The 20,331-nt window shown below is 41.8% G+C and carries 17 protein-coding genes; 12 read left to right on the forward strand and 5 right to left on the reverse strand.

From position 1 onward, the window contains the following. Positions 1 to 65 precede the first annotated feature (65 nt). Positions 66 to 1,934, forward strand: a complete 1,869-nt coding sequence (locus tag N477_RS11690) for a DUF885 domain-containing protein (RefSeq protein WP_063362216.1) — start codon at positions 66 to 68, stop codon at positions 1,932 to 1,934. Positions 1,935 to 2,065: 131 nt separating this feature from the next. Further along, entirely contained in the window at positions 2,066 to 3,262 is a 1,197-nt protein-coding gene (locus N477_RS11695; protein ID WP_063362215.1) for a serine hydrolase domain-containing protein, read from the forward strand. Positions 3,263 to 3,299: 37 nt separating this feature from the next. On the opposite strand, the gene N477_RS11700 is transcribed toward N477_RS11695, so the two are convergent. Then, positions 3,300 to 4,892, reverse strand: coding sequence for an ABC-F family ATPase (locus N477_RS11700; protein WP_063362214.1), 1,593 nt, complete (start codon positions 4,890 to 4,892; stop codon positions 3,300 to 3,302). A gap of 214 nt (positions 4,893 to 5,106) precedes the next feature. On the opposite strand from N477_RS11700, the gene N477_RS11705 reads away from it, so the two are divergent. The 3 genes from N477_RS11705 to N477_RS11715 all read left to right on the forward strand — a co-directional run bounded on the left by N477_RS11705 (position 5,107) and on the right by N477_RS11715 (position 8,587). After that, positions 5,107 to 7,110: a methyl-accepting chemotaxis protein gene (locus N477_RS11705; protein ID WP_063362213.1), complete on the forward strand. Its 2,004-nt coding sequence runs from the start codon at positions 5,107 to 5,109 to the stop codon at positions 7,108 to 7,110. Between the two features lie 9 nt (positions 7,111 to 7,119). Beyond that, entirely contained in the window at positions 7,120 to 7,479 is a 360-nt protein-coding gene (locus tag N477_RS11710) for a hypothetical protein (RefSeq protein ID WP_063362212.1), read from the forward strand. A 343-nt stretch (positions 7,480 to 7,822) separates the two neighbouring features. Then, positions 7,823 to 8,587, forward strand: a complete 765-nt coding sequence (locus N477_RS11715) for a class II glutamine amidotransferase (RefSeq protein WP_063362211.1) — start codon at positions 7,823 to 7,825, stop codon at positions 8,585 to 8,587. A gap of 27 nt (positions 8,588 to 8,614) precedes the next feature. Here N477_RS11715 and N477_RS11720 read toward each other — a convergent pair whose 3' ends face one another. Genes N477_RS11720 through purM form a run of 3 tightly spaced genes read right to left on the reverse strand, consistent with a single transcriptional unit; the run spans position 8,615 to position 11,020 of the window. Continuing rightward, positions 8,615 to 9,376, reverse strand: coding sequence for a DUF3108 domain-containing protein (locus N477_RS11720; protein WP_196760611.1), 762 nt, complete (start codon positions 9,374 to 9,376; stop codon positions 8,615 to 8,617). Further along, a complete protein-coding gene (gene purN, locus N477_RS11725) occupies positions 9,324 to 9,968 on the reverse strand; it encodes a phosphoribosylglycinamide formyltransferase (RefSeq protein WP_063362210.1) in 645 nt (214 codons plus the stop codon). Before purN ends, N477_RS11720 begins: the two co-directional genes overlap by 53 nt. Beyond that, on the reverse strand, positions 9,968 to 11,020 hold the full coding sequence (gene purM / locus N477_RS11730; protein WP_063362209.1) for a phosphoribosylformylglycinamidine cyclo-ligase: 1,053 nt from the start codon (positions 11,018 to 11,020) through the stop codon (positions 9,968 to 9,970). The genes purN and purM overlap by 1 nt, the downstream gene beginning before the upstream one ends. 348 nt (positions 11,021 to 11,368) lie before the next feature. On the opposite strand from purM, the gene N477_RS11735 reads away from it, so the two are divergent. From N477_RS11735 to N477_RS11745, 3 genes are all read left to right on the forward strand, one after another. Next, entirely contained in the window at positions 11,369 to 11,611 is a 243-nt protein-coding gene (locus N477_RS11735; RefSeq protein WP_063362208.1) for a YdcH family protein, read from the forward strand. A gap of 131 nt (positions 11,612 to 11,742) precedes the next feature. Next, positions 11,743 to 13,302, forward strand: coding sequence for a putative bifunctional diguanylate cyclase/phosphodiesterase (locus tag N477_RS11740; protein WP_231098109.1), 1,560 nt, complete (start codon positions 11,743 to 11,745; stop codon positions 13,300 to 13,302). Positions 13,303 to 13,705: 403 nt separating this feature from the next. Then, positions 13,706 to 14,248, forward strand: a complete 543-nt coding sequence (locus N477_RS11745; RefSeq protein ID WP_196760613.1) for an ABC transporter substrate-binding protein — start codon at positions 13,706 to 13,708, stop codon at positions 14,246 to 14,248. Positions 14,249 to 14,261: 13 nt separating this feature from the next. Here the strand turns inward: N477_RS11745 and N477_RS11750 are convergent, their stop codons facing one another. Continuing rightward, positions 14,262 to 15,071 (reverse strand): DUF2989 domain-containing protein, encoded by an 810-nt coding sequence (locus tag N477_RS11750; protein ID WP_063362206.1) that lies wholly within the window; start codon positions 15,069 to 15,071, stop codon positions 14,262 to 14,264. 330 nt (positions 15,072 to 15,401) lie between these two features. Between N477_RS11750 and N477_RS11755 the strand changes: the two genes are divergently transcribed. From N477_RS11755 to N477_RS11770, 4 genes are all read left to right on the forward strand, one after another. Then, positions 15,402 to 16,844 carry a glyceraldehyde-3-phosphate dehydrogenase gene (locus N477_RS11755; RefSeq protein WP_063362205.1) on the forward strand — a complete coding sequence of 481 codons (1,443 nt, stop codon included), beginning with the start codon at positions 15,402 to 15,404 and terminating at the stop codon, positions 16,842 to 16,844. Positions 16,845 to 17,025: 181 nt separating this feature from the next. Then, positions 17,026 to 18,153 carry a M14 family metallopeptidase gene (locus N477_RS11760; RefSeq protein WP_063362204.1) on the forward strand — a complete coding sequence of 376 codons (1,128 nt, stop codon included), beginning with the start codon at positions 17,026 to 17,028 and terminating at the stop codon, positions 18,151 to 18,153. 65 nt (positions 18,154 to 18,218) lie between these two features. Next, a complete protein-coding gene (locus tag N477_RS11765; protein ID WP_063362203.1) occupies positions 18,219 to 19,931 on the forward strand; it encodes an alanine/glycine:cation symporter family protein in 1,713 nt (570 codons plus the stop codon). A gap of 72 nt (positions 19,932 to 20,003) precedes the next feature. Continuing rightward, positions 20,004 to 20,330, forward strand: coding sequence for a hypothetical protein (locus N477_RS11770; protein WP_063362202.1), 327 nt, complete (start codon positions 20,004 to 20,006; stop codon positions 20,328 to 20,330). The last annotated feature ends 1 nt before the right edge of the window (position 20,331 follow it).

Below are 20,331 nucleotides of genomic sequence, written 5' to 3' on the forward strand. Positions count from 1 at the left end.
ATACTGTGATGATCCGTTGCTGAGTATTTTAAAAATAAAATGACAACACACCTTGGGGAATAAAAATGAAAAAGGTCAGTATGCTAGCAGCAGGTGTGCTTTTAGCAATTTCGGGATGTGCAAAAGAAACAACCTCTTATCAAAACAATAATGCAGTGATCACCCAAGAAGTTGTAAACAGGGCCGATGTTGATGCAGTTGTCGATCAATATACTAAAGCATTTATAAATCATCAGCCAGCGATGGCGACCTCCTTAAAGTTAGATAGTGATCAGTATGGTATGTATGAAAACCGACTCCCGGATTATTCTGTAGCAGGCATGCAAGCCATGCAGATTGACATGACCCATGCGGCACAGCAGCTCAAGCAACTTCAATCAGCATCACTGAATAACAAAGATCGCTTACATGTGCAGGTTAATGAGGTCATAGCCCGTTATTACGCTGGAGACAGTGTTTTTGCAGCAGGGTACATTGACACTTGGGGTGGGCATTTGCCTTACATTGTGAACCAGATTTCAGGTCCTTTGATGGACATACCAGGCGTATTACAAAACCAGCATGAAGTGAATAATGCATCTGATGCTGAAGCGTATGTAGCGCGCTTGTCTGCCTTTGCTACTATGGTAAACCAAGTCAATGAAAAAGTGTTGAGCGATGCAAAGCGCGGTGTGATCCTACCTAAAGCATTGTTTCCGAATACACTATCTTACTTAACCAAATATACTCAGCCGAAAGCTGCTGAACATGTATTAGTCACGTCATTTTCCCAAAAACTTGCCAATGCACCAACTGTCTCAGATACGCAAACGCAAGACTTGCTTTTATCTGCCACACAAGTGCTTGAGCAGCAAGTTTACCCTGCTTTTGAACGCGTCACGACGACGATGAAATCGCTTGAAAAACAAGCTTCAGAACAAGTTGGTATTTGGTCACAGCCTAATGGTGAGGCATTTTATCAGCATGCAATCACTTATTTGGCCGATTCAGATATGACTGCTCAGCAGATCCATGATATTGGCCTTGCAGAAGTGGATCGTATTACACAAAGAATGGACGCGATCCTCAAGACCAACGGTTATAGCAAAGGTTCTGTTAGCGAGCGAATGAAGCAACTTAATGAAGAGCCAAGGTTTTTGTTTGAAGACAGTGATGAGGGTAGGCAAGCCTTGCTTGATTTCTTGGAAGGCGAAATTGAGACCATTAATGAAAAAGCCCCTCAGTATTTCTCGACTCTACCGCCACAAAAAGTGGAAGTAAAACGCATCCCTGTTGAAGTTGAGGCTGGCGCGCCGGGCGGATATTACTATGGTCCTTCTTTAGATGGTAGTCGTCCGGGGGTCTTTGCCATTAACCTTAAAGATATGAAGGCTGTACCTAGTTTTGGCTTAAAGACGTTAACGTATCATGAGGCGGTGCCGGGTCATCATTTCCAAATTGCTTTAAACATGCTGCAAACAGACATTGGTTTGATGAGACAAAATGCGTCATTTAATGGCTATATTGAAGGGTGGGCGCTGTATTCTGAATTACTGGCCTATGAAATGGGCATGTATGAAGGAGACCCGTTTGGCGATTTAGGAAGATTGCAAGCGGAAGCATATCGTGCAGCAAGACTTGTAGTCGATACCGGTCTACACTATAAAAAGTGGTCACGTCAGCAAGCAATTGAATACTTTGCAGAGGCAACTGGAACAGCAATGAGTGATGTGGTCCCTGCTATCGATCGCTACATTGCATGGCCGGGTCAAGCATTAGGGTACAAACTTGGGATGTTAAAGTTTGAGGCGTTGAGAAAAGATGCACAACAGGCGCTTGGTAGTAAATTTGATATGACTGCTTTTCACGATGAAATTTTACTCAAAGGCGCACGTCCGTTGGCCTTGGTAGAGCAAGATATCGCCAAGTGGGTAGAAAAAAGAAAAGCGATGTAAAACGCATTATTGAGAAAAGGGCCTTGGGCCCTTTTTTTGTGGGTACATATTGGTACATTTAAAAATGAGGTGATACGTAATTAAAGTCATGAGGTCCATACACTAAAAAAGAAAACAGCATGGAGACTCAAATGATGACAAAACTCATAACAACGCATATTTTGCCCTTGATTGCCACATTCATACTCACTGCATGTGGTGGCAGCCACAATTCAAATACTGACCTGGCTGCTGCAAAAAACACTCTAAGCACGCCAGAACATGTTAGATCTAGCGTAAAAGCAATAAACTACCAAACACTTATAGATGGCTTGGTATCAGATGATGTTCACGGCATTATTTTACATGTATCCACTCCTGAGATTGCTTTTACGGGCAGTAGCGGCATCGCTGACTTGGCAACTCAAGCACCACTTGAAGCGGGGGCCATTTATCACTTGGCGAGTACGGGTAAAGTATTTACCGCATTGCTGGCTGTGAAGTTACATCAGCAAGGATTACTTGATTTAGATGCCACCATCGACACTTGGTTGCCAGAGGCGCTCACCCAACAGATCTTATTCTCAGAGCAAATTACTTTAAGGCAGCTACTGAATCATAGTAGTGGAATTTATAATTACTCGGATCGTGATAGTGCAGATGCATATGTCGAGTTTGTGCTGTCAAACTATGAAAATAGCATTTCAAATGAGGATTTACTTGAGTTTGCACTGGGAAAGCCTGCCTATTTTAAGCCGGGGGAAGGGGTTGAATACTCAAATAGTAACTATGTGCTTGCTGGTATGATTTTAGATAAGGTATTGGGACAACCGAACGCATATGCAATGCGCGATAAAATTATCGATAGGTTAGAGCTCACCCAAACCTTTTCAGTGGGGGTTGAACCCGATTTAGCGGGCGTAACGCCAGGCTATGAACTACAAGATGGTGAATACGTGAATGCTTGGCCTATTCTGCGTCAGGTAACCGCCGCATCAACACCAGTGGCCTCCACAGTCGCTGATTTATCAAAATTAATGTCTCATATCTTCCATGATGATGCGTGGTTGTCACAAAATGAGCGCGATGAATTGATTGGCCAGCGGAGTCTGGTTAAGGAATCTGGGGAATTGGAGTATGCATTAGGCTTGTTTAAACAGCAGATACATGGTTACACAGTGTTTCATCATAGTGGCGCCAATCATGGCTATATCTCTAACAACTTATATATTCCTGAGCTCAAGACCAGTATTGTGTATTTTCTAAATTGCGGTTTAAGTGTGTCATGCCAAGATGCTTTTTATGAAATAGAGGGAGTGATTTTGGATAATATAGCTAGCCTGCCCTAGCAAGTAGATGCGCGGCTAAATCGCCGCGCAAAAGAGATTAATCCTCGATACCTCTGAACTTTAAGAACTCAGTATAAGTGCCTTTAAAGTCTGTGACCTTGTTGTCTTTGATTTCAAGGATACGTGTTGCCAAAGAGTCAACGAATACACGGTCATGAGAAACGAAGAATAAAGTACCTTTGTACTGCTCAAGTGCGGTATTCAATGATTCAATCGACTCCATATCCATGTGGTTAGTCGGCTCATCCATTAATAAAATATTTGGTTTATGCATCATAAGCTTACCAAGTAACATTCGGCCTTGCTCACCACCTGACAGGACTTTAACCGATTTCTTGATGCTATCTTGAGAGAACAGCATACGACCTAAGAAGCTACGTAATACTTGCTCATCATCACCTTCTTGTCGCCATTGGCCCATCCACTCCATCAGATCCATGTCTTTTTCGAAATCTTCAGCATGATCTTGGGCGTAGTAACCAATATTACTGTTTTCAGACCACTTAAATGCACCATCGCGAGGCTGTAATTGACCTGCTAATGTATTTAGCAAAGTTGTTTTACCAACGCCGTTTTCACCAATGATGGCGATTCTTTCACCGACTTCAAAAATGCCACTAAAGCCACTGAATAAATCTTCTTCAAAGCCTTGAGATAGGTTTTCAATCTCAAGTGCGTTTCTAAATAGTTCTTTAGATTGTTCAAAACGAATAAATGGGTTTTGACGGCTCGATGCCTTTACTTGCTCTAGCTGGATCTTATCAATTTGCTTAGCACGAGATGTTGCTTGTTTTGCTTTTGAGGCATTCGCAGAGAAACGTGCCACGAAAGTTTGTAATTCAGCAATTTGTGCTTTCTTCTTCGCGTTATCTGCCAGTAAGCGGTCTCTTGCTTGCGAGGCCGCAGTCATATACTCGTCATAGTTGCCAGGGTAAAGACGCAGCTCACCATAGTCTAAGTCAGCCATATGTGTACACACACTATTTAAAAAGTGTCTGTCGTGCGAGATGATGATCATCGTGCAGTTACGCTCATTTAAGGTATGCTCAAGCCAGCGGATCGTGTCGATATCCAAGTTGTTGGTTGGTTCGTCTAGTAACATGATATGCGGGTCAGCAAATAGGACTTGTGCAAGTAGCACTCGAAGCTTCCAACCAGGGGCTACTTCGCTCATCAAACCAAAGTGCTGCTCAGTCGGGATACCCACGGCTAGGAGAAGTTCGCCGGCTTTCGACTCTGCCATATAGCCGTCCATTTCAGCGAATTTAACTTCAAGATCGGCTACAATCATGCCTTCTTCTTCACTCATTTCAGGGAGAGAGTAAATTCTGTCGCGCTCTTTTTTTACTTCCCACAGCTCTTTATAACCCATGATAACAGTGTCGATCACCGTGTATTCTTCATAGGCAAATTGGTCCTGATTAAGCTTGGCTACTCGTTCTTGTGGATCGTAACTTACATTACCGCCAGTTGGTTCTAACTCACCGCTAAGAATTTTCATGAAGGTTGATTTACCACAGCCATTTGCACCGATCAGGCCGTAGCGATTACCTTCGCCAAATTTGACGGAGATATTTTCAAAAAGCGGCTTAGAGCCAAATTGTTGTGTGATATTCGCTGTAGAAATCAAAATCTCATACCTTAAAAAGTTTAAATCGGCGCCACGTTACCCGCTGAAGGCTACAACTGCAAGTGCTGAACCATATAAATGTGTGATTTCGACAATTCGATGCAGTGAAAACTATGGCATTGTTCATATTCGTTCAATTTTAGTGTCAAACTCGCCAATATGCAGATTGTTGACTATAAGTTTAATTACGTAGACATAAAATGATCATTACAATATGCAATTAACCGTTTCGGCTCGTGTAATGAGTGGGTTTACGGCAGTTGTAGTTTTAGCTTGCATTATTTACATAGTAGCGCTGACAGGGAACATAACTATCGGTGGATCTGTTCAGAAGGTTTCTAAACAAAGCGTACCTACGCTGATCTCTGGCAATAATATGTTGCAGTCTGTTTTGTTATCCAGATTGTCTCTTACACAACTCGATCAAGCAACGTCGCTTGGTGCAGTAAACGCAATTCGTACTGAGTACGATACGCAAAGAAAAATAAATGAAAGTGCGCTGAGTCAGCTATCTGAGCTGACCAAATCAGAACTTACATTAAGCACACCATTTGATAATTCAAGAAAGCTAAACGCACTCTTTTTTCAACAGGCAGATCAAGCATTTGGTAATGCAATCAGTGGAATTAAGTTAAAAGAGAAAACATCAGAATTGGCCAGCGAGTTTGCAGATATGGGTGATGAAACACTTAGCCTAGCTTACGATCTGGATGGTATATCTGATGACCAAAGCATATCAGATACGGTAAATGCGCTTATAGAAAATGTTGAGTCGCTTGTTGATGAAGTAAATGCGGGGTTGGCCTCGAGTATCACGTTTGAAATCATGAATGTGACCAGTGTCGCCAAAGAGTCGATAGCGGAAATGGAAGGTCAGTTAGTAGCATTGAAGCAATCACCTGATGTGGCCAATAGCCAGTCGCTGGCTGATATGGAGAGCAACTTTACACAGTTTAAAGAAGCGGTTGTGGGCTCAGATAACGCGCTCAAATCAAGGATAGAGACATTAAATGAGAAAAAACGTCTAAAAACGCTAATCGAAGAAGCCTCTATTACGGCGAACAAACTGCAAACACAGCTCAAGGAGCTCAATATGCGTATTGTTGGGTCAACGGAAGAGGCGCAACAAGCGGCTGAAGATGCGATTGCAGAAAGCCAACAAGTCACCACGGCACTGACGGTGGTCACGATAGTATTGTCTGTGATGATTGCATATTTTGTTATTAACAGTGTGCGCAAGCCTTTACATTCAATTATTGATTCAATTAACCAAGCTGCACAAGGCGATTTAACGGTGCAACTGACTGGCTTTAAACAAGACGAGTTTGGCCAACTTGCTACAAATATACAAAAGTTGATCACCACGCTTGCGTCAACCCTCAGAGATGTCACCAGCAACACCCAGTTGCTGGCATCGACTGCCGAGCAGACCAACATCATAGCGGAGCAAAGTTGTAGTAGTGCAACGCAGCAGAGCGAGCAAATGAGCGCAATGAGCAGCTCTATCTCTGAGATGAAGGAGACAGTGAGCTCCGTTACCGACAGCATACATCGCACTTTGGAGCAAGTGCAGCAAGCGAGCTCTGAGGCAGCATCAGGGGAAAGCCTGCTCGTAACGAATGTGCAAAATATTAAAGGGCTAGAGTCATCCATTGAGACTTCAGCTAATGCTATTAATCAACTCAGTAATGAGCTTGAAAATATCAATACGGTCCTTGCTGTGATCAGGAGCATTGCAGAGCAAACTAACTTATTAGCATTAAATGCGGCCATAGAAGCAGCTAGGGCCGGAGAGCAGGGGCGTGGTTTTGCTGTTGTAGCAGATGAAGTAAGAACATTGGCGAGCCGCTCACAAGATGCTACCGAAGAAATTGAGAAAGCCATTGCGGGTTTGCAAGATGGCGCCAAGGGAGCTGTGGATACCATGTCTAACTCACAGCGTGAAACGCATACATGTGTGAGCGGTATCGAAGCTGTACAAGGCACGCTAGGTTCGATAGTAAACAGTGTTGAAACTATCAAAGATATGAGCCAGCAGATAGCCGCGGCTTCTGAGCAACAGAGTCTAGCTGCGGTAAGTCAATTTGAAAATGTGCAGCATATGCATGACATCACCAATCTCAGTTCAAATCACGCACAAGAAAACAAACAGGCAAGTCAGCAACTGGCAGAAATGGCCGAAACACTTAGGCTGATGATGAGCCAATTTAAAACTTAGGAGATGAAAATGAAATTACTTTTAGCAATTGGGGCGGTATCACTGGTTTTAAGTGCCATGCCAGTAGAGGTAAAGGCCGGAACATGTGAAATTAAGTACCTCAGAACCGCATGTCCAGGTAAAGAAAAAATCAGTTATAAAAAATGTAAGGGCAAGCAGCGCTGCTCTAAATTTAAAGAAGCCGCCACAGCAGCAGAGTGTGGAGAAATGGCTTTAAAATCGTGCCGCAATAAGCGCTTAACTATTACTGAGTCTAAAGTGATAGCCGCATTATTTGACGGGCAGCAAATTAAAGCGAGTAATGGCAGTGAAGACTTTTGTACGGTATATGAAAAAGCGTCTGAAGAATTCAACAAGTGCGGTGGGTAATATACTTTATCGCTTGAACCTTTTCTTTTAGGCATATAGCTAAGCTACATGCCTGAACTTTTTCTTTATGAAATAGGTGTTGTTTTCACTGTTGATAGCTGGTGGAATTTCTCCACTAACGTGCTTTTTAATCCTGCGTATGGGGTCAGCTCTTCTCTGACCAAGGTATTGCTAATTAAGCGTTGCTTCGGATTGTCTCAAAGTAAAAAATTAGCCATAATCACCTCAGTTTGATTTTTTATTTAAGAGCAACCAATTAGTTGATTTAGCGGCTAGAATAGGTGTTACAGCCAAACATGTTGTTAGAAGTTAGCTCATAAATAGTGTTAGATAAGGCCAGAAAATGTGTGAGCTATTGGGCATGTCAGCGAACGTGCCGACAGATATTTGTTTTAGTTTTTCCGGGCTATTGGAGCGCGGAGGGAATACAGGCCCTCATAAAGATGGGTGGGGGATCACCTTCTATGAAGGCAAAGGATGTAGAACGTTTAAAGATCCTGAGCCGAGTTGCCAGTCTGAAATTGCCAAGCTCGTTAAAGCGTATCCGATTAAGAGTGTGTCGGTGATAAGTCATATCAGGCAGGGAAATCGAGGTCGGACGTGCTTGGAAAATACGCACCCTTTCACTCGAGAGTTGTGGGGCAGAGAGATCTCTTATGCGCATAATGGCCAGTTGTCGAATTATAAAGACCTGAAGCCTGAATATTATAAACCGGTCGGCAATACAGACAGTGAACTGGCGTTTTGTTGGATCTTAGATAAGATCCGAGAAAAGTACCCAAAAAAGCCATCCAATATGGCAACGGTATTTCGCTATGCGGCGAAATTAGCGGATCAGCTTAGAGAAAAAGGCGTGTTTAACATGCTGTTGACTGATGGTGTGTTTGTACTGGCATATTGCAGTAATAATTTGCATTGGATAACGCGCAGAGCACCGTTTGGCAAAGCGACCTTGATTGATGCTGACATGGTAGTGGACTTTCAAAAAGAAACGACGCCTAATGACATCGTTTCTGTGATAGCGACTCGTCCATTGACCAATGATGAGCAATGGACCAAGATGGAGCCGGGTGAATCGGTGCTATTTAAGCTTGGGGAAAAGTTGTAAAACAGGTGCTTATGCACCTGTTTTTATTTATTTTTTGACTGTTTGGGCAGTCATTTGAATTTGAAACTGCTCAACACCATCTTTTCCTTTCAGCATTTGCACCAGCATGTAATCATATTCTGGTGCAAACCAAGCAAGTGCATGGCGTTTATTATTATCGTACAGGCGTTTGACTTTGACTGTTTTGACATTACCAATTGGTAAGGTGATAGTTTCTTCCCCAACGACTTTAAAATTGTACATGCGGACATTTCCGTTTTTGTCGATGATCGGATAACTAAATTGTGTTTTTCCTTGCTTGAGCTCATTTCGAAGCTGGTTTTGGTAAGAAAGTACATCTTGTCGGGATTCATCCCAATCAACTTTTAACGGATATTCTTGTGCTTTGGAAAATAACTGTTTGTTTTCTCTATCGAACTTAATCTTAAAGCTTTTATCTGGTCTTGTGCCTTCTCGGCTTAAGCTATAGTGCAGTGGTTTTGTTTGCCCACCTTCAAATTTGAACAGGCTTTGTTCAGTACGTTTTTCTGTGAAGATCATCCACTTCACATCAGTCTCATAGCTCAGTGCGTAAGTATTCTCTGCAACTTGTAGAAACTCTCTGGTTGCAGTGCCATGAATTTTCCCTTTTCTAAGTACATTGTACTCGGCTGTGTATTCGGTGAGCGTAGAAGCATGAAGGGAAGAAGAGAAAACAGCGCTTAAGCCAAAGAGCAAAGCGCTGTGGATTTTAATTTTAGCTGTAATCGACGCCTTGCGTTGGAAGGGGTTGTTTATCAAAAACTGCATAGTCTGCTTCCATTGTTAGTCTGTGTTCACTGAACCACTTGACCACCAAAGGATAAATGACATGTTCTTGTTCATGTACCCGCTTCGCTAGTGTCTCTGCTGTGTCCTCTGGCAAAATAGCAACTTTTGCTTGGACAATCACAGGACCACCGTCTAGTTCTTCTGTTACGAAGTGAACACTAGCGCCATGGTACGCATCATTTGCGTCAATTGCTCTTTGGTGGGTGTTCAGCCCTTGATACTTAGGCAACAAAGATGGGTGAATGTTCAACATTTTCCCTTTAAATTTTTGCACTAAGTCAGGAGTTAGAATACGCATAAATCCAGCCAATACAACTAAATCTGGATTACAAGAGTCAATTAATTTTGCTAGTTGCTCGTCATAAGCCTCTCGACTATCAAAGTCTTTGTGACTTAAAACATGTGTATTGATCCCTGCTTGCTCAGCTCGAACAAGACCAAAAGCGTCCGCTTTATTGCTGATGACATTGACGATTTCGCCATTGATATCACCCGATTGGCAATGGTCAATAATTGCTTGTAAATTAGAGCCACTGCCAGAGATCAAAACAACGATCCGAGAGGGTGCCATTACTGGGCACCGCCTAAGATTTCAACCTGCTCTTCACCTTCAACAGCATCCTGGATTTCACCAATGTGCCAAGCGTTTTCGCCTTGCGCCGTTAGAATTTCTAAGCTTTGTGCTAGCTTATCAGCAGGAACTACTAGGATCATACCTACACCACAGTTGAATGTGCGGTACATTTCATGTGTGCTGATGTTACCGTTTTCTTGAAGCCAATTGAAAATAGCAGGCCATTCCCAGCTATCACCTTTTACAACCGCTTTTGCAGATTCAGGTAGTACGCGAGGGATATTTTCCCAGAAGCCGCCGCCAGTAATATGTGATAGCGCGTGCACGTCTACGTCTTTTAGCAATTCAAGAATTGGCTTAACGTAAATGCGAGTAGGCTCAAGTAAATGTTCGCCTAGGGGTTTACCCGCATATTCTTCGTTTGTATCAGCGCCAGACACTTCTAACACTTTACGAATTAAAGAGTAGCCGTTTGAATGAGGTCCGCTTGAAGCAAGTGCGATAAGTTGGTCGCCTGCTTTTACTTTAGTACCATCGATGATCTTTGACTTTTCTACAACACCTGTACAAAAACCAGCCATGTCATAATCATCGCCTTCGTACATGCCTGGCATTTCTGCCGTCTCGCCGCCGATTAGGGCACAGCCAGACAGCTCACAACCTTTACCAATACCGCTTACTACATCAGCAGCTGTATCAACATCTAGCTTGCCAGTTGCGTAATAGTCTAGGAAGAAAAGCGGCTCTGCGCCTTGTACGATTAAGTCGTTTACACACATTGCAACAAGGTCGATACCTACCGTGTCGTGTTTTTTAAGGTCAATGGCTAAACGAAGCTTTGTGCCCACACCGTCAGTACCAGCAACCAAGACAGGCTCTTTATAACCAGTTGGAAGTTCGCATAGTGCACCAAAACCACCGATGCCGCCCATTACTTCTGGACGACGTGTTTTTTTCACTACGCCTTTAATGCGCTCTACTAATGCGTTACCCGCATCAATATCAACGCCTGCGTCTTTGTAGCTCAGAGACTGTTTTTGTTCGCTCACAGGTTTTCCTCAAAATAACAGTATAGATTTGCTTAGAAACGCGCGTATTTTACAACAATTGCGCGCAAGCGGCTAGTTGAATTAAGTCGCCAAAACAAAGGTCATAAGATTACTTATTTTTGGTCGCTTAAAAAATATAGGTTAACTTTAATTTTCAATATGTTAAGCGGTTACTATGTTGCGTTAGATCAAAGCCCCATTTATGCATGCGCATAGTATTTTAGATACGGCATGACGCAATATGAAATGAATTGGCCTGCAAGCGGATAATAAATAATGCGGGGACCCAAGTTAGTCAAGGGAATAGCATGACGTCTTTTGATAGATAGCACTAAGCGAGGGCTAAACATGTGTGTGAAAAGTTGCAGCTTGATAAAAGAGTTACCCGAGTTTAAAGCTAAAATTATTGAACGAAAGGTAACAGATGCTGATTTTGCGAGACTCTTAGCTGATTATTATGCACTTGAGCAACAAATTGAGATGTGTGAAAAAAGCCAGATAGCTCAAGATGAAGTAGCATTAAAAGAGTTGAGAGTTCGATGCTTAACTCTCAAAGACAGGCTGTATATGTGCCTTAAACATAGTGAGTGAATTCTGTGTTAAATCAGCGCAGTTTGCCACGCAGAGTATGAATACTGAACTATAATAACGACAGGTTTTGTTGATAGGCAGCTTTTTTGGAAACCTTGAGTCTTTGCTTAATACTGATGGGACTGATTTTTTTGTTGTTATCAATCAAACCCGCAGTAGAAATATGTGGTATTGCACAATCTAAAGGGTGGTGGTTACTTCTGTCTTTGATTTGCATATTCACTTTTGGCTATGCAAGTTTTGCGGCATATGTTTATTTGAATGTCGATCGTTCACAGGTAGTTTTGGCGCTATCTATGATACTCGCATTAGGCGGTTTGTTTGTCATCGTGGTTGTTCACTTAGGCAAGAGCAGTTTAGTACGCCTACAGGCCTCTTTAGATTTAGAAAAATACAATGCGCAGCATGACCATCTTACTAAGCTTCAAAATCGCCCTCAATGTTTTGCGTGTATTGAGCAAAGAAAGCAGCAAAAAATCGATTTCGCAGTGGTGATATTCGACCTATACAACTTAAAGCAGATCAATGATGCGATGGGGCATTTTTTTGGCGATCAATTACTCGTTGGCTTCTCAGAGGCGATTTCAAATAGTCTTTTACCCGGTAGTGAGCTTTTTAGAATTGGGGGAGATGAGTTTGCTGTTGTGAGTGAGGCGAGAAATGAGGCGGCGCTATTTGCTCAAAATAATGCGATTTTAAGTGCATTGCACAATGGATTAGTGGTTGAACAAACGGCAGTAGATGTCATTTACAGTTCAGGCGCAATATTAAGCATACCCCGCGAAGATATTTCAGCTCCAGAGTTGCTCAAGCGTGCAGATATTGCCATGTACGCGGCCAAAAGAAGTAAGCAAAGTTTAGTGTTATTTGATAAAGCCTTACATCAAGGGGTTGTCTCTGAATTTCATATGCTAAATGACTTTAAGGGGGCATTAGCTCGTGGTGATTTAATGGTGTTTTATCAACCCATTGTGGATACCCAAACGTCTAAAGTACATGGCGTAGAAGCCTTAGTTAGGTGGCCATCAGAGGACGGTAATTTCATCATGCCCGAGCGATTCATACCGATCGCTGAAAAGAATAATATGATCAAGTATTTGAGTGCTTATGTGATCAATACTGTATTCAGTGATTTGGGTATGTTATTGAAGCTCAATCAACAACTCACAGTGCATATCAATCTTTCTTGCCAAGATTTATTGGGGAAAAACTTAATTAATGTTTTGAATAGCCAGATAAGCAGTAAAAATGTTGACCCCAGTCGCATTATTTTTGAGCTTACAGAAAGCATGGTAATGACAGACGTAGAGCAGACAAAAGCCTTGATAGAGCAGCTCATTGAAATGGGGTTTGCAGTGAGCATTGACGATTTTGGTACTGGTTTTTCTTCATTTTCTATTCTTAAAGAGCTGCCTATTTCGCAAATCAAAATTGATAAATCCTTTGTCACACAGTGCTTATCTCAAGATAAAGACAGAGCCATCATTGAGACCACATTATTTCTTGCCAAGCGGCTAGGTTGCTCCGTCGTTGCTGAAGGCGTAGAGAATGATGAGACAACACATTACTTAGCCAAGCAAGGGTGCAAATATATACAAGGCTACAACATCAGCGAGCCGCTATCATTGGGCGAAATCAAACGATGGATATCAAGTAATGGCCTAGTACACACTGCGTTAAGGAAGTATTAAGGCTTCAATCTATATAGTCACGCGCCTTTTACTTTGCGAGGGGCAAAAAGCAAAGATAATTGTCAGAGGCGCGTCCATTCAGACCTCCAATGAGTTGAATCAATCAAAAAGACATAAACGGTAAGGTTGCGGAAAGCTACGTATGCGAATCTGAATACGATTTAAGAGTTGTCCGGTCCATTCTATTTGGGAGAATGTATCATTCTGTAAAATCCCATACAATTTTTGACAACTTTTGCGATCATTAAACCGTAATATATGGCTTCGTTTATTCAAGTCTGTAGGCGGTGGTTGAATAATTAAACATGCTTTCACATTTGAGCCGTGTGGAGCGACAACATTTTTAGAGGAATATAAATTGAAGAAAGTCATCAGCTTTTTATTGTTACTTGTTTGCTCAACGATGGCTATGGCCAACGAGACGCCTTACCAATTGATAAATCAAGTTGGAGAGGGACTCTTTGCGGACATAAAAAAGGTCAATGCAGGAGGCAAGGCAACATCACAGGAAATGCGCAGTATCGTCAAAACACAATTAATGCCACATATAGACACGCGCTTTGTATCAAGAAAGCTACTTGGTAAACACATTAAAGGGCTTAAACGTCAAGAAGCCATAGAATTTATTAATGCAGTGACACATTATCTTGAAGTGACATATGCAAGTGCACTGATGCAGTATAAGGGGCAAGAAGTCGTGTTCGAGAAGGCCCCAGTGCCACAAGACAGTAAATATGCGACGGTTAAAGCCGTAATTAAAGAAAGTGCAGGGCCAGATATCGACTTACATTTCAAGTTTCGTAAAGGGAAAGATGGTAAATGGAAAGTTTATGACTTAGTAGCTGAAGGCATCTCTTTACTTAGCGCAAAACAAAAAGAGATTGTTTCGCGCATTTCGCAAGTTGGCTTAGCTCAAGTGACTGCTGAACTAAACAAAAAAGCTTAGTAAAAGTTTTTTGTTAACCTCGAGGAGATAGAAATTGACCTGTTTCTATTTCTTCGCGGGTTTTTAATGCAAGCTGATTGAGTACACCAATACTTCTTCCCCGTGATGTTAGCTCATGTTCGATGTCAATAATATCAATCTCTTCAAACCCTGACAGTTGTGCTATACGTGCAAATGTATATGCGTGCTTATATTTCTTTTGTTTATAAAAAATACTCACAAGGGCTTTGTACACCTCTAAATCGGGTGTTTCACCAGCTTGATTTAGCTCCAGTACGCGATAGAGGAAGTCGATGGTTTTGTCATCATCGAATTTGGCATAGTAAGTTGCCAAAAACATTTGTATCTCTTGGCTTTGGCGTACATACGGCTCATCTTCTTGGCGCAGCAATTTATTCATTGCATACTGACTATTGTTTCGAGACCAGTGATAATAAAGCAAACCTGGATGAGAGGTTTGTTTGGTATCTTGATATATTCGATTCATTTCTTTTAGGCTGGTGAGGTGGCCTTCAACACGAGACGTCGTCTTTTCTTTTAGTTTGATATGTTCAATTTGTGCTGCAAGGGAAACACATGAATTATAACTTTCGAACTGCTTTAAAAGTTGGTATTTGTTTTCGTCAGTTGGGTCTTTGTACTCAACATAACGACCGATGATCACAGATGCTCTTTCCTCTTTACAATGACTATCTTTGTTCAAATCATTGCAAAAACCAGGGGTTTCCTCACACACCTTTGCCAATGTCAACGGTTCTTCACATCCACTCAATAATGTTAATAAAGAAGCGCTAACGATGGCTAGCATCCACTTATTAGCCATTGTTTATCCTACGTAATATTTAATCGCGCACAACATACCACTTTTGCTCCTTTTGAAACAGCCCCAATGCACCTAACGCTGTTAACTTTGATAGAAGGGTTGCCCTTTTACTACTAATTACCTAGTTTAGTCTGATATTAAAAATAAGGTATACGCATATTTTCTTCAATAAAGGGAAAAAATAAGACATTTTTCTGTCTTTTCAATGTTCCCGTTGCGAAAACAAAAGGAAATGTATGGCTAAGAGTGGAGAATAATTGCAGATTAAATTAGAATGGCGGTGCCCAACAGGGCTATCCGTTCAAAAAAATTGTTTATTAGGCAGAAAAAATGACCTTATCTCACGAGCAAGAATATCAAAATAGCTGGCAAGAACGCCAAGACTACGCTGAAAATATGCAACCTATTATTGGTCGCTTATACCGTAACTTGGGTGTTGAAATTGCTGTTTATGGCCGTCCACTTGTTAACACAAGCACAATTGACGTAATCAAAGCACATAAAACAGTAGCACGTTTTGAAGAGACTAAATTGCGTCTTCGTGAAAGCTTCCCTTTCTTAGAAGCTATCAGCAAAATGGAGCTTGCACCTGGTCGTATCGATTTAGGTAAGTTAGCGTATGCATATATTTACAAAAATGCAGGTGAAGGCCGCTCTATCGAAGAGTATTTAAATGGCGAGCTTGCTGACTTATTAAATAAAGGCACAGGCCCAGAGCCGCGCGATGTTGTATTGTATGGTTTTGGTCGTATTGGACGTTTATTAGCGCGCCTGCTTATTGAGCGCGGCGGCTCTCACGCTGATTTACGTTTACGTGCAATTGTTGTGCGTGGTGGCCGTGATGGTGACCTTGAAAAGCGCGCAAGCTTATTACGCCGCGATTCTATCCATGGTCCATTTGACGGTTCAATTACTGTCGACCATGAAAAGGGTGCGATTAAAGCAAATGGTAACTACATTCAGGTGATCTATGCGAACTCACCAGAAGAAGTTGACTATACTAAGTACGGCATTGAAAACGCACTTGTTGTGGATAACACAGGTGTATGGAAAGATGAAGACGGTCTAGGCAAGCACCTAGCGTCTAAAGGTGCGTCAAAAGTACTACTTACTGCACCTGCTAAGGGCGACATCAAGAACATCGTTTACGGTGTAAACAACCTTGATATCCTTAACGAAGATAAAATTGTATCAGCAGCAAGCTGTACAACAAATGCTATCACGCCAGTGCTTAAGGCGTTAAATGATAAGTTTGGTATTAAGAATGGTCACGTTGAAACTGTTCACTCTTACACAAATGACCAAAACTTAATTGATAACTACCACAAAGCAGAGCGTCGTGGTCGTAGTGCTGCATTAAACATGGTTATCACGTCAACTGGTGCTGCTAAAGCGGTTGCTAAAGCTTTACCTGAGCTAGCTGGTAAGTTAACTGGTAACGCAATTCGTGTTCCAACACCAAATGTTTCAATGGCAATTTTGAACTTAAACTTGAAGGCAGAAACGACTTCAGAAGAGTTGAATGAGTTCTTACGTGAAACATCATTGTATTCTGATCTTCGTGATCAGATTGACTACACAGCCTCTACTGAAATCGTATCAACCGATTTAGTAGGTAGCCGCTATGCAGGTGTTGTTGATTCTCAAGCAACAATCGTAGATGGTGACCGTGTAGTACTATACGTTTGGTATGATAATGAGTTTGGCTACAGCTGTCAGGTAGTACGTGTAATGCGTGACATGGCAGAAGTTGCTTTCCCAAGCTTGCCATAATTTCGCTTTGACGATGAAAAAAGCCAGCAATTGCTGGCTTTTTTAGTTTTTGATCTGCGTGATGTGTGGTAGGCTCATCAATGTTTTTAGCTACATCTGGCTAACATGAATAACAATTCATTAGTTAGCGAAAAAAACGCAATATTACGGCAAGAATCTTGCCATAAAATTTAGGGTATATATGAGAATTTCTAGTAATTTTGACAGTGGTAATATCAAGGTAATTTCGGCACAGCAGCCTCACGATATTCAACTTGAAATCAACAAAGACAACAACTCAGACTTTTTTCAGTGGTTTCACTTTCGTCTAGAGTCGACTCCTTTTGTAGAACATAAATTACATATTAATAATTTAAAAGCATCTGCATACCCTGAAGGGTGGGATGATTACCAAGCGGTTGCATCATACGATAGACAAACTTGGTTTAGAGTACCAACAACTTATCAAGACGGTCAGTTAGTTATCGATTTTGAGCCTGAGTATAGTCATACTTTCTTTGCATACTTTGCACCATACAGTTACGAGCGTCATTTGGACTTATTGTACTGGGCTCAAAGTCATGATGCATGTCAAATTGAAACACTTGGCGAAACCATTGATGGCAGAGATATCAGTTTATTGGTAGTGGGTGAGCCAAGTGAAACCAAGAAAAAGATATGGATCACGGCAAGACAGCACCCTGGTGAAACCATGGCTGAATGGTTTGTTGAGGGCTTACTGCACAAGCTATTAGACGATGAAGATCCACATGCAGCAGCGCTGTTGTCAAAAGCAGTATTTTATATCGTGCCAAACATGAATCCAGATGGCAGTGTGCGTGGTCATTTAAGAACGAATGCAAACGGTGTTAACTTAAACCGTGAGTGGAAGACACCTAGCATCGAAAATTCTCCAGAAGTCTATTATGTACTTGAGAAAATGCGCGCGGTAGGCTTAGATTTGTATCTAGATATTCATGGTGATGAGGCCTTGCCATATAACTTTGTGGCTGGTAGTGAAGGGATCCCAAGCTATGATGCACGTCTAGAAAGCTTGGAAACACAGTTTAAAGATGCATTACTTGCTATAACACCAGATTTCCAAGATGTGTATGGCTATCCAAAAGATGAGCCGGGTCAAGCAAACTTAACAGTCGCTTCTTGTGCAGTGGGTGAAGAGTTTAAAGCACTGTCTTACACAATTGAGATGCCCTTTAAAGATAATGCAGATTTACCAGATCCATACTATGGTTGGTCAGATAGACGCTCTTATCAGTTTGGACAAGATACGTTATCAGCAATAGTGAAAGTTGTTGATAATCTGAGGTAATCAAAAACTAAGGCAGCCTATGAGGTTGCTTTTTTTATATAACAACAATTAAAAGAGGATAAGTCGTGGACGTATTAGGAAGTTTTCTTGATAGCTTAGATGCCATGCTGGGGGGCTCGTGGTGGTTTCCTTATGTATTGCTGGGGGTGGGATTCTTTTTCACAATATATTTAAAGTTCCCACAAATTCGCTATTTTAAACATGCATGCCGAGTAGTCTCTGGTAAGTATGATAAACAATCTCATGAAGGTGATACGACCCACTTCCAAGCACTATCAACAGCATTGTCCGGCACGGTCGGGACAGGCAATATCGGCGGTGTTGCGCTTGCCATTTCAATCGGTGGACCTGCAGCACTATTTTGGATGTGGATGACTGCATTTTTTGGTATGACAACCAAATTTGTGGAAGTCACATTGTCACATAAATACCGTGTAAAAACAGAAGATGGCACCATGGCTGGTGGTCCAATGTATTACATGGATAGACGTTTGAATATGAAGTGGTTGGCGATCTTATTTGCGATAGCCACCGTTATCAGCTCGTTCGGTACTGGTAGTTTACCTCAAATCAATAATATCGCCGTTGGTATGGAAGCCACTTTTGGTTTTGAAAGAATGGCAACAGGTGCTGTGCTATCTATTTTACTGGCGTTGGTTATTTTAGGCGGTATTAAGCGCATTGCAGCGATCACCTCTAAAGTTGTGCCTATTATGGCAGTCGTTTATATCCTAGGTGCTTTTGCTGTTATTTTCTACAACATTGAAAATGTTGGTCCATCATTCGCGTCTGTTTTTACTAATGCATTTTCTGGTTCAGCGGCGGCAGGTGGCTTCTTAGGCGCATCATTTGCATACGCATTTAACCGTGGTGTAAACCGTGGCTTATTCTCTAACGAGGCAGGTCAAGGTTCTGCGCCAATAGCGCACGCATCAGCAAAAGCAGATGAGCCTGTCTCTGAAGGTATGGTGTCTATTTTAGAGCCTTTCATCGATACCATTATCATTTGTACTTTAACTGGCTTAGTTATTTTATCTTCGGGTGTTTGGACTGAAAAGTTTGAAACTGAATTTGAGCGTTCTTCAATGACCTTTATCAAAGGGAATTATGACGAGGCGAACGAAGCAGATCGAACTGAGCTATACAAGTACTTGAATGGTTATTCAGACCATCAAGTGGAAGAATACAGTGGTTCTATTCAAGTTGTACAAGGTATCGCAGTCAATAAAGATTTTACAGTGATCCACTCACGCTCTATCGGTGAAGATATTCGCTTTGGTATCACGGATAAACATCAGTATACGGGCACCGTTGAGATTGAAGGTGGTATTCCAGCCGATCCGAGTATATCTGTTCAAGGTAAATCACTGGTGCACTCAGCTGAGTTGACAACTAAGGCGTTTACACGAGGCTATTTCGGTGATAGTGGTCAGTATATCGTTTCTATAGGTTTATTGTTATTTGCTTTTTCTACTGCGATCGCATGGTCATACTATGGTGACCGAGCGATGACTTATCTATTGGGCCCGCGTTCTGTTATGCCATATCGTGTCTTTTACGTTGCTGGTTTCTTTTGGGCATCCTTTGCAGATACGGAGTTAGTTTGGAAGCTGGCAGCTGTAGGTATTGTTGTGATGACTTTACCCAACCTGTTCGGCATCATGGTTTTGAGAAAAGAAATGAAAGAAACCGTCGATGACTATTGGGAAAAGTTCGAAAATGGAAAAGGTCAAGCGCTAGATGACGATAAAATAGAAAAATCTCGCGATATCCAGTAAGACAAAGTAGCTCAAAACTTGTAGAATAGGGCGCCATATGGCGCCTTATTTTTTATTCGGAGTAACGTAAGTATGGCAATAGCCCAATGCCCGAGTTGTAGTAAATCAATTTCATCAAAGCACACTGTTTGTCCACATTGCGATGCTGAAATTGGAAAAATAAGTGATGATGAATTACGTCGAATTGCGGTCAAAAACCGTATAAAGAAACAGCAGAGTATTATGAATTACTCGTTTCTGGCCTTGATTTTATTTTTGGGTGGTTTCTTATACCTATACTGGCACCACCCAGTTGAAGGCAGCATTGAAATGTATGCTGCAAAATCCGCTATTGGTATCGGCATGGTCTGGTACCTGATTAATCGCGTGATGTTGGTTATTTTGAAAAAGAAAAAGTGAC

It is taken from the genome of Pseudoalteromonas luteoviolacea H33-S (assembly GCF_001625695.1).
Lineage (GTDB): Bacteria > Pseudomonadota > Gammaproteobacteria > Enterobacterales > Alteromonadaceae > Pseudoalteromonas > Pseudoalteromonas luteoviolacea_B.